Source organism: Deinococcus budaensis, from assembly GCF_014201885.1.
Taxonomy (GTDB): Bacteria; Deinococcota; Deinococci; order Deinococcales; family Deinococcaceae; genus Deinococcus; species Deinococcus budaensis.
The window spans coordinates 1-8586 of the sequence record NZ_JACHFN010000026.1 but is presented as its reverse complement, the minus strand read 5'-3'; the positions used below and the strand labels follow the sequence as shown (position 1 = coordinate 8586).

Genomic DNA, 8586 nt, shown 5'->3' with positions numbered 1-8586 from the left:
CGGCCTTGATGCCCTTCGTGCCGTGCTCAGCAACTCGAAACGCAGCACTGGAAGGGCCTTCCCCGATTGCCTTGCCACTTTTGACCCCTAGAGAGGCCGCCGCGTCCCCCGGCACCGCCTCCAGCCAGCGGCCCTCCACCCACTCGAACAGGGCGGCGACCCGTGGTCCCTCCACGGCCTCCAGCACCTCCCACTGGGCGCCGCCGAGCTGCGGGCATGGCGCCGAGACAGCACACCCCGCCCCCGCCAGATGCCGCAGGAGGCCGAGTTTCCACTCTACCTCCCCCGGCGAGCGCCACGCCGAGCGGTAGACCCGCAGCACCGCGCGGCCTTGACCCGCCAGCCCAGTGGCCAGCCCAGTGACCCGGTAGGTGTCGTTCAGCCCACGCCGCAGCAGGGTGCAGGTGACGGGGCCGGTGCAGGCGTACCGCGCCTGCACCCAGGCGGCCAGGGCCTGCGCCGAGAGGGTGGAGTAGGCAGCGGGAAAGGGAGCGGCGGGGGCGGGCATGCCTCCACCCTGACACGTCCGGAGCCGACCGCGACCCACCATCCGGTCGTCGCCCGGCGGCGCGGGATAGACTTGCCTCCATGATCGGAAAGACCTACACCACGATGCTCGGCGACCGCGAACTGAGCATCGAGACCGGCCGCCTGGCGAAACTCGTCAGCGGCAGCGTCACCCTGCGTTACGGCGACACCATGCTGCTGGTGACGGCCCAGGCGCGCGCCGAGAAGAGCACCCTCGATTTCCTGCCGCTGACCGTCGAGTTCGAGGAACGCCACTACGCGGTGGGCAAGATTCCGGGATCGTTTCACCGCCGCGAGGGCCGCCCCGGCGAGCGCGCGATTCTCTCGGCGCGCATCACCGACCGCCAGATCCGGCCCCTCTTTCCCAAAGGCTACCGCCACGAGACGCAGGTCATCATCACGGTTTTGTCCGCCGACCAGCAGAACCTGCCCGACGTGCTGGGACCCATCGGCGCCTCGGCGGCCCTGAGCATCAGCGATATTCCCTGGGGCGGGCCGACCGCCTGCGTGCGGGTGGGGATGCTGGACGGGGAGTACGTCCTGAACCCCACCACCGAGCAGCTCACGCGGTCGAGCCTAGACCTGGTGGTGGCCGGAACCAGGGACGCCGTGATGATGGTCGAGGCGGGCGCGCAGGTCGTGGACGAGGAGACGCTGGTGGGCGCCATCGAGTTCGCCCACGCCGGGATGCAGGGCGTGCTGACCCTGATCGAGACCATGCGCGCCGAACTGGGGCAGGAGAAGTTCAACATCCTGGCCGAGGGCGACCTTGCCCCCGATCTGGTGCCGGAGCTGGCTGAGGCCGCCCGCTCGGCGGGACTGCGCGACGCGCTGCTGACCCTCCGCAAAAAGGAGCGCGGCGCCAACCTCAAGGCGCTGCGTGACCGCCTGATTCAAGACCGCGTGCCGGAAGGCGAGATCGAGGGCGCCGAGGAGCGCATCGTGGCCCTCAAGGCCGCCTTCGGCAAGGTCGAGAAGCAGGAGCTGCGCCGCTTGATCGTCGAGGAGGACCTGCGCGCCGACGGCCGCAATTCCAGGACCGTGCGGCCCATCTGGATCGAGGCCCGGGCGCTGCCCCGCGCGCACGGCAGCGCGATTTTCACGCGCGGCGAGACGCAGGTGCTGGGGGTCGCCACCCTGGGCACCGAGCGCGACGAGCTGCTGGTGGACGACCTGACCACCGAGGAAGGCGACAAGTTCCTGCTGCACTACAACTTCCCGCCCTACTCGACCGGCGAGGTCAAGCGCATGGGCGGGCAGTCGCGCCGCGAGGTCGGGCACGGGCACCTCGCCAAGCGGGCGATTCGCGCGGTGCTGCCCTCCTTCGAGGAATTCCCCTACGTGCTGCGCGTGGTGGGAGAAGTGCTGGAGTCCAACGGGTCTTCGAGCATGGCGACCGTGTGCGCCGGGTCCCTGGCGCTGATGGACGCGGGCGTGCCGCTCCAGGCCCCGGTCGCGGGCGTGGCGATGGGGCTGGTGATGGAGGGCGAGAAGTACCGCATCCTGACCGACATCCTGGGGCTGGAAGACGCGCTGGGGGACATGGACTTCAAAGTCTGCGGCACCGCCGAGGGCGTCACGGCCCTTCAGATGGACATCAAGGTCGGCGGCATCACCCCGGCGATCATGCGCGAGGCGCTCGACCAGGCCCGTGAGGCGCGGCTGCATATCCTGGGCAAGATGGCCGAGGTGCTGCCCGCGCCCCGGCCCGAGCTGTCGCCCACCGCGCCGCGCATCGTGTCGCTCAAGATCAACCCCGAGCTGATCGGCAAGGTGATCGGCCCCGGCGGCAAGCAGATTCGCGAACTGGAAGCGATGGGCGCGCAGATCACGGTCGAGGAGGACGGCTCGGTCCGGATCTTTTCCGCCGACGGCGCCGCCGCCGAGGCAGTCCGCGCCCGCATCGAGGGCCTGACCAAGACGGCCCGCGTCGGGGAGGAGTACGAGGGCACGGTCGTCAAGACGGCTCCCTTCGGCGCCTTTGTCAACCTCTTTCCGGGCCAGGACGGGATGCTGCACATCTCGCAGATGTCCGAGGAGCGCATTCAAGCCGTCGAGGACGTGCTGAACGTGGGCGACACCCTGCGGGTGAAGATCGCCAACGTGGACGACCGGGGCAAGATCGACCTGATTCGCCCCGAACTGGAGGGCAAGATCGCCCCGCGCGAGGCCCGGTCGGCCCGCGCGGGCGGCGGCGACCGGGACCGTGGACCGCGCCCGCCCCGGCGGGATTGAGCACGACCCCCGAGGGGCCGCGTCCACCTGAAGGCGGCCTCTCCGGCAGCGTCTTGCTCACGCCCCGGCCCTTCTTGCGGGTCTGGCGTCCGGGCGGCTCCGCGCAGCTGGAACTGGTCTGGGCGCAGCAGGGGGCCTACGACGCGCCCGCGCACTTCCATGAGGACTTGGAGCTGAGCCTCTCGCCGCTGCACCCGCGCACGCTGGAGGTGGGCGGTCGGTCGTTCAACGTGCCGCCCGCTGCCGTCAGCGTGGTCTTGCCCGGAGAGCTGCACCGCACCCGGGTGCAGGCGGGGGGGGCGGGCGTGTTCTACAGCGTGCGCATTCACGCCAGCGCCGTGCATGAGGTCTGGCAGGCCCTCGGGCCGCGGGGCAGCCGTCTCCCGCGCTTCCCGGTCGTGCTGCCGGACCCGGCGCTGGCCCAGGCCACCCTGCGCCTCCACCGCCTCGCGGGCCACGCGCCCGGTCTGGGTGCCCTGGCCCTGGAAACGCACCTGTGGGCGCTGCTGGCACTGCTCTTCCGGAGCGCCGGGGGCCGGGTCGAGGAGCGCCTGGCCCCGCCACCCTCGCCCGCCGCCGTCGCGGCGGCCCGCGAGCAGATGGAGCGCAGTCCCGGCCTCCCCTTCACGCTGACCTCCCTGGCCGACGGGGCGGGCCTGAGCGCGTCGCACTTCGCGCGGGTCTTTCGCCGGGCCACCGGCTTCAGCCCGCACGCCTACTTGCTGGACGCCCGCGTGCGGCGGGCCAAGGCGCTTCTGGGCGGCGAAGAGCTGCTGGCGCAACTGGCGCTGGGCCTGGGCTTTTCCAGCCAGAGCCACTTCGCGCAGGTGTTCCGGCAGCGGGTGGGCGTCTCGCCCCTTCAGTTCCGCCAGGACAGCCGGATTCTGGTAGACCGTGAGTGGCTCCGGGGCGCATCCTCCCGGCATGACGAACCCTGAGTCGCCCGCCCCCGTCCGCATGGACGGCCTGAGCCTGCCCGTCGCCAACGTCCCGGCCTCGGTCGCCTTTTACACCCGTCTGGGCTTCACGGTCGAGCTGACTGACCCCTCCGGCCAGGGCTTTGCCCTCCTGCGGATCGGCGGCGGCACGGTCGGCCTCCAGCGGCGCAAGGGCGAGGACGCACCCAGGGTCCGCGACGGCATTCATGTGGAGCTGAGCACCGAGGACCTGGACGGGCTGTACGCCTGGATGCAGGCGTCGGAGATCGCCGTGGAAAAACCTCCTCACGACCGCCCCTGGGAACGGGTGATGGTCCTGCGCGACCCCGACGGCTTCCGGGTGGAGTTCTCCCAGGGAGAGCGTGGACACAACCGGCCCCGGTAAGCGTCCTGCTCCCTTCCCTATTCCCGCGCCGTGAACACCGCCAGCGCCGCCGCCCCCAGCGCCCCCACCGCACCCGTCACCAGCGGGCCGTCCTGATGGTCCAGAAACGCTTCTATCGTCAGGGCCAGCCCCAGCACGCTCGCCCCCAACGTCAGGACCAGCATCCAGGCCAGCGATAGCGGCGAGCGGTGGGCCGAGACGCGGATGCCCCAGCCATATCCGGCGAGGATCAGCAGCAGAGCGCCCAGCCAGCCCAGTTCCGCTTCGCCCAGCATGGCCGCAGCATAGCGGCTGGCGGTACAATCCTCGGCATGCGCCCCGCCTACCTGACCGCCGCCCGCAATCTGCAACTGGGGCGCGAGTGGGCGGTCGAGGGCGACCAGGAGCGGGCGCTCGACGCCTACGGGGAAGCGCTGGGCATCCTGCGCGCGCTGCCGCCCGAGCGCACCCGCGACGTGCTGCTGGCCCACACCCACCTCGCCTTTTACCAGACGCTGGCGCTGGTGGGGGCCGAGGCCGGGCAGGAACACCTGCACCTGGGGGTCAGCTACGCCCGCTCGACCCGCGATCCGCTGGCCCGCGCCATCGCGGAAGAATGTCTCAGTGGGCTGGACGTGGTGCTGTAGGACCGCCGATCAGTAGCCAGGGAAAACGCCGCCCAACTCACGCGGGCGGCGTTCGGCGTTTCGGCTGGCCTCAGGGACCGCCGGGCAGCTGAAGCTGCGCGACCGTGCTGTTTTGCGCCTTGTTGTGGGCGCACTGCATGGGCAACTGCCCCAGCACGGCATTCTGGCCCTGGATGCGGATGTCGGCGGGCGCGGTGAGGGTCCAGCCGCCGCCCGGCACCGTCTGGGTGTTGTTCACGAGGTCGGCGGGTTCGGCGGCGATCTCGGCCAGCAGGGTCTGGCCCGGCTGAAGCTGCCCGCCCTGCTGGAGGACCCCGCGCAGGACCTCGAGCTGCTCGGCCCCGGCCAGCTCCTCCTTGCAGTTTTCCAAGAAGGCGAACTTGCTGATGCCGTTGGCCTCGCGGTCGCTGTAGTAGGGATTGGCCCGGATGGTCAGGGCCGTGACAACGCCCAGCAGCAGCACGCTGAGCACGATGGCGACCCACAGCAGGGTGCGGCCCAGGTTGCCGTGACGTTTGGAGGAAGTCAGCTCGCTCATGTCAGGCCGCAGCATAGCGTGGGCAGGCGCCGGGGAATGGCCTCCAAACGTTCAGTTCGTGTCTCCCCTGTGCATTTCTCCCTGCGTGCTCACCACGCTGCCGAGGCCCGCGTGACCCCGCCCAGGCCGACGCGCTGCAAAGCTTCGGCGACCGTTTCCCCGGTCTGGGGGTGCGGCAAGCCGGGGTCGAGGTCGGCCAGCGGCGCGAGCACGAAGGCCCGGTCCCAGGCGCGCGGATGCGGGAGGGTCAGCCGGGGGTCCGGGGACACCCGCGCGCCGTACAGCAGCAGGTCGAGGTCGAGGGTGCGCGCGCCCCAGCGCGCGCGCCGCACCCGCCCGGCGCGGGCCTCGGCGGCGTGCAGGGCGACCAGCAGGTCGCCCGCAGCCAGCGCCGTCTCCAGCCGCACGGCCGCGTTGAGGTAGTCGGGCTGACCGGGGGGACCGCCCAGCGGCGCCGTGCGGTACAGGGCGCTGACCCCTGTCAGGGTGCCCAGCGCGGCGAGGTCTTCCCTGGCCCGGCGCAGCGCCCCCAGCGCGTCGCCCAGGTTGGCCCCCAGGGCGACGAAGGCGACCTCGCTCACCCGCCAGACTCCAGCTCGCCCTGCCGCAGGGTCAGTTCGGCATACACGTCGCGGAAGACGCCCGGCAACGGCGCGAAGGGTTTGTGGACGCGCACGGTCACGGCCTCCAGCCGGGGGTGGTCGCGCAGCAGACGGCGGGCGATGCGGTCGGTCAGCACCTCGATCAGTTGGTGGCGCTCGCCTGTCACCTCCTCGCGGATGGCGGCGTAGGCGGCGGCGTAGTTCACGGCGGCCCCCAGCTCGTCGGGAATGCCCGCAAAGGCCCAGTGCAGCTCGGCGTCAATCACGAAGCGCGCCCCCAGCGCCGCTTCCGTCTCGTACACGCCGTGCCGGGCGTGAAACTCCAGACCCTCCAGGACGACGCGGCTCATGCCGGGGATTGTAGAGCACGCCTCCCGGACAGGAGAAAATGCCCGCCCCCGCCTCCCGCAGCCCCGGATCAGGGGGCCTGGGCACCCGGGGAGAAATCCGGGTCGTCCAGCGCCGCTTGCACCCGCAGGGCCTGGACATGCTCGGCGGCGGCGTGGGCGCGCACCAGCGCCGCGCCGTGGCGGGCCGCGTGCAGGTGCAGCGCCAGCGTGCCCGGATCACGCCCGGCGGCTTGCGGCGCCCCGGCCACCCGGTCGATCAGGCCCTTGCGGCTGGCCCCCACCAGCAGCGGCTGCCGCCCGGCGGTGAATTCCGGCAGCGCCCGCAGCAGCGCGAGGTTGTGCGCCACCGTCTTGCCAAAGCCCAGCCCCGGGTCGAGCAGCACCGAAGGCACCCCGGCGGCCAGCGCCGCGTCCCCCCGCCCGCGCAGAAAAGCGCCGACCTCGGCCACCACGTCCGCGTAGTGGGGCGCGCGCTGCATGGTGCGCGGCTCGCCCTGCATATGCATCACGCAGGCGGGGGCGCCCGCCGCCGCGCACACCCAGGTCATGGCGGGGTCCCCCAGGCCGGTCACGTCGTTGATCAGGTGCGCTCCTGCCGCAAGAGCTTCGCGGGCCACCTCGGGCTTCATGGTGTCCACGCTGAGCAAGACGCCCCCCTCGCCCGCCAGCGCCCGCACCACCGGCAACACCCGGTCCAGTTCCACCTCCGCAGGCACCGGCTCTGAACCCGGACGGGTGCTCTCGCCCCCCACATCGATCAGGAGCACCCCGGCGTCCCGCATCGCCCTGGCCCGGACGACGGCGGCTTCCAGCGAGGCGTGCTGGCCCCCGTCGCTGAAGCTGTCGGGGGTGACGTTCAGGACGCCCATCACCGCGCAGCCGGACCAGCTGACCCGCCAGCCCTGCGGCGTGCGCTCGCCCCCGGGCACCGCGAAGCCGAACAGCAGCGAGTGCCTGCGCTGCGGCCAGGGCACGGCCCGCCCCCGCTCAGGAGGCATCCGTGTCCGCCTCCGCCCCCTTGCCCGCTCGGGAGATCAGCGCAAAGCTCACCAGCGCGCGCTGCCGCTCGGGAAAGACGTCCACGTAGGCAGGCATCCGCCGACCCGAGCGGAAGGGCACGTAGCTTTCCTGTGCCAGCGGCAGCCGGGTCGCCAGCGCCACCGCCACCGGATGGTCGTCGGGAATGGGCGTACCGGGGCGCAGGCTGTACTTCACCCCGGGAGCGCCGCTGCTGGCGCGGACGGTCAGCCGCTTGCCCGCCGGGGCGTCGTCGTCAGGGTCGGCGTCCGGGCGCGCCACGGCGCAGACCGCGTACAGCACGGGCGCGCGGGTGCGCTCCGCCAGGGCATACAGGGCGCTGCTCGCGCTCACGTCGGCCCGGCGGGCAAGCTCGGCCAGCGCGCGCCCACTGGGACCGAAGCGGGCCAGCACCTCGTCGATCAGCGCCTCCGGCATCAGGATCGCGGCGGCGCCCACGTTACACAGCGTCTCGATCACCTGTTCCAGACGGTCGCCCTCGTAGGCGTCGTGCAGGTCGCTGAGCAGGTCGTCGTCCTCCAGCAGCAGGGCGTGGCTGATCTCGTGCGCGAGGGTAAAGCGCTGGCGCTCGGGGCGCACCCGGCTGTTGATCAGCACGACCCGGTGCTCGGGATCGTAGGCGCCGTCCCGCTCGCCCATCGGGAGAAAACTGAGGGTGGCGTCCAGGCCGCTCAGCAGGCTGTGGGTGTCCAGCCCCGGCAAGGCCCGCGCGTAGGCTGCGGCCAGCTCCCGCATCCTCACCTTCGCCGCCGCCAGCCCATCCGGCCCAGGCGGCGAGGCATTCTCAGCAGTGCTCTGATCCGGTGGGAGGCGGCCCTGGGTCACCCCCGCAGCTTACCCCGCAGACCACTTCCCAGCAGCGGGGCGGCGGCGCAGGGAGAGCAAAACTCCCTCCACGCCGCCGCCCCGCCCCGCCCCGCCCTCGACCGCCTGCTCAGCCGCGCGCCTTGAGCGTCTCGACCAGCGCGACGTATTCACGCTGCGCCTCCTGCTGACTCTGGCCCCGCAGCGCGGCCCAGGCGTCGTACTTGGCCCCTCCCACAAAATCGAATCCGCCCGGACGCGCTCCCGTCACGTCACCTGCCGTTCCCTGCTTGTAGAGGGCATACAGCTTGAGCAACACATCGTTGCCCGGTTTGCTGGAGAGCGCCTGCACGTCTTGCTGGGCCTGCTCGAAGGTCTGCGACATACCCCCGATTCTACGCGCCAGCACAGGTTTTCACAGCTTCTACTTGCGTGGGTCCCCGCAGACAACAAAGCGCGCACCCCCCACGGAGGTGGGGGGTGCAGGGCAGATGCGTGCAGGGCCGCAGAAGCGGCGATGGGAAGAAGTGCGGAGCGAGTAG

At 71.8% G+C, this 8586-nt stretch carries 11 protein-coding genes and 1 pseudogene; 4 read left to right on the top strand and 8 right to left on the bottom strand.

Going from position 1 to position 8586, the window contains the following annotated elements; all coding sequences use genetic code 11:
- Positions 1-151 precede the first annotated feature (151 nt).
- Positions 152-508: pseudogene (locus tag HNQ09_RS18595) on the bottom strand (hypothetical protein); the annotation flags it as partial.
- Positions 509-588: 80 nt separating this feature from the next.
- On the opposite strand from HNQ09_RS18595, the gene pnp reads away from it, so the two are divergent.
- Genes pnp through HNQ09_RS18580 form a run of 3 tightly spaced genes read left to right on the top strand, consistent with a single transcriptional unit; the run spans position 589 to position 4086 of the window.
- The gene (pnp, locus tag HNQ09_RS18590; RefSeq protein ID WP_184032052.1) at positions 589-2763 is read left to right on the top strand and encodes a polyribonucleotide nucleotidyltransferase; all 2175 of its coding nucleotides are present in this window, start codon (positions 589-591) and stop codon (positions 2761-2763) included.
- On the top strand, positions 2760-3701 hold the full coding sequence (locus tag HNQ09_RS18585; RefSeq protein WP_184032050.1) for a helix-turn-helix transcriptional regulator: 942 nt from the start codon (positions 2760-2762) through the stop codon (positions 3699-3701). The genes pnp and HNQ09_RS18585 overlap by 4 nt, the downstream gene beginning before the upstream one ends.
- Positions 3688-4086, top strand: coding sequence for a VOC family protein (locus HNQ09_RS18580; RefSeq protein WP_184032048.1), 399 nt, complete (start codon positions 3688-3690; stop codon positions 4084-4086). The genes HNQ09_RS18585 and HNQ09_RS18580 overlap by 14 nt, the downstream gene beginning before the upstream one ends.
- 17 nt (positions 4087-4103) lie before the next feature.
- On the opposite strand, the gene HNQ09_RS18575 is transcribed toward HNQ09_RS18580, so the two are convergent.
- A complete protein-coding gene (locus HNQ09_RS18575) occupies positions 4104-4361 on the bottom strand; it encodes a hypothetical protein (protein ID WP_184032046.1) in 258 nt (85 codons plus the stop codon).
- Between the two features lie 36 nt (positions 4362-4397).
- Here HNQ09_RS18575 and HNQ09_RS18570 point away from each other — a divergent pair, with 36 nt between their 5' ends.
- Positions 4398-4712 carry a hypothetical protein gene (locus tag HNQ09_RS18570; RefSeq protein WP_184032044.1) on the top strand — a complete coding sequence of 105 codons (315 nt, stop codon included), beginning with the start codon at positions 4398-4400 and terminating at the stop codon, positions 4710-4712.
- 70 nt (positions 4713-4782) lie between these two features.
- Here HNQ09_RS18570 and HNQ09_RS18565 read toward each other — a convergent pair whose 3' ends face one another.
- The 6 genes from HNQ09_RS18565 to HNQ09_RS18540 form a co-directional block, all read right to left on the bottom strand.
- Positions 4783-5250, bottom strand: coding sequence for a hypothetical protein (locus HNQ09_RS18565; protein WP_246363495.1), 468 nt, complete (start codon positions 5248-5250; stop codon positions 4783-4785).
- 89 nt (positions 5251-5339) lie between these two features.
- Positions 5340-5831: a 2-amino-4-hydroxy-6-hydroxymethyldihydropteridine diphosphokinase gene (gene folK / locus HNQ09_RS18560; protein ID WP_184032040.1), complete on the bottom strand. Its 492-nt coding sequence runs from the start codon at positions 5829-5831 to the stop codon at positions 5340-5342.
- Entirely contained in the window at positions 5828-6202 is a 375-nt protein-coding gene (gene folB, locus HNQ09_RS18555; protein WP_184032039.1) for a dihydroneopterin aldolase, read from the bottom strand. Before folB ends, folK begins: the two co-directional genes overlap by 4 nt.
- Before the next feature lie 68 nt (positions 6203-6270).
- The gene (folP, locus tag HNQ09_RS18550; RefSeq protein ID WP_184032038.1) at positions 6271-7200 is read right to left on the bottom strand and encodes a dihydropteroate synthase; all 930 of its coding nucleotides are present in this window, start codon (positions 7198-7200) and stop codon (positions 6271-6273) included.
- Entirely contained in the window at positions 7190-7975 is a 786-nt protein-coding gene (locus HNQ09_RS18545) for an ImmA/IrrE family metallo-endopeptidase (RefSeq protein WP_184032037.1), read from the bottom strand. Before HNQ09_RS18545 ends, folP begins: the two co-directional genes overlap by 11 nt.
- A 199-nt stretch (positions 7976-8174) precedes the next feature.
- On the bottom strand, positions 8175-8429 hold the full coding sequence (locus HNQ09_RS18540) for an acyl-CoA-binding protein (RefSeq protein WP_184032036.1): 255 nt from the start codon (positions 8427-8429) through the stop codon (positions 8175-8177).
- Positions 8430-8586 lie beyond the last annotated feature (157 nt).